Source organism: Spirosoma spitsbergense DSM 19989, from assembly GCF_000374085.1.
In the GTDB taxonomy this organism is placed as follows: domain Bacteria; phylum Bacteroidota; class Bacteroidia; order Cytophagales; family Spirosomataceae; genus Spirosoma; species Spirosoma spitsbergense.
The window spans coordinates 1-1,252 of record NZ_KB893536.1; the positions used below are offsets into that span (position 1 = coordinate 1).

The window sequence follows — 1,252 nt, forward strand, 5'->3', positions numbered from 1 at the left end:
ATATCAAAGCCATTCAGGCAGCTTTAGCTGAACTCCGGTTTCTCCAACAAAAGAATCTCTTGTTAAACATTGACCCTGCGTAACTTCAGTAACTATGCAACGACGTCATTTTCTGAAACAGTCCGGCCTGCTCACGGCTGGTGCTTTTGCCCTTAGTCAATCAACCTTATTCGCTAACGCGCCATCGAGGACGATCAGCCCGTTTGGTGCTCAACTTTATAGCGTTCGGGACGTGATAACGAAGGACCCTAAAGGCATCATGACGCAACTGGCCCAAATGGGATATAAGCAGTTTGAAAGCTACAGCGGCCCACAGGGGTTTTTGTGGGGTATGGAGCCTAAAGAGATTAAATCATTTCTGAATGGGCTGGGGGTGAAAATGGTAAGTACGCACTTCAACTACCGGGGCGACGTTGAAAAGCCCGACCAGTTGAAGAAGAGTATCGAAATGGCGCACGATGCGGGCCTGACGTACCTGCTTTGTCCGTACATAGGTCCGCAGAAAACCTGGGACGATTGGAAGAAAATTGCCGACGAATTCAATACCGTTGGCGAACAGGTGAAAAAAGCGGGCCTGAAATTCGGATACCACAATCACGACTATTCATTCCGGCCGCTGGATGGTAAACTCCCGCAGGATTTCCTGCTGGCTAATACCGACCCAAAGTACGTGATGTTTGAACTGGATTTATGCTGGATTGACGTAGCGGGTGTTAATACCGCCGACCACCTCAAAAAGTACGGTAAGCGGTATGAACTTTGCCACGTAAAAGATTATACCATGAATGCCGGTAAGCCCGTTCAGAATGACCTGGGTAAAGGTAGCGTAGACTTTAAAAAGACGCTGCGTGTCGCTATGGACAGTGGTATCAAGTATTTCCTGGTCGAGCAGGAGGAGTACCCCGGCCCGGTTATGGTGAGTATGAAAAATGACGCAGACTATATGAAAGTGCTGGCAGTGTAGCCTGACCACCGACATCAGTACCTAACAGCAAAAGCCATATCGGAGTCAACCGATGTGGCTTTTGCTGTTAGGTACCCCGTCTTCTGCTGATATCTTCCGGTACGATTCCGAAATCCGACACCACATTAGCGGATTTACCATCAAACCAGCTACTCTTAAAAGGAAACCGTGTTTAACGTAATACCTCAACTTAATTGGTACTCTGACAATTCTTGTGGTCAGATGGCTTGGGCTAGTACTCTGAGCCGAAGATGAGCGAAATTTGGTAGCCCATAACTGATCCGTTTG

At 47.9% G+C, this 1,252-nt stretch carries 1 protein-coding gene; it reads left to right on the forward strand.

The features are described from left to right. Positions 1 to 94: 94 nt before the first annotated feature. Entirely contained in the window at positions 95 to 964 is an 870-nt protein-coding gene (locus tag B157_RS0114005) for a sugar phosphate isomerase/epimerase family protein (RefSeq protein WP_020603940.1), read from the forward strand. The last annotated feature ends 288 nt before the right edge of the window (positions 965 to 1,252 follow it).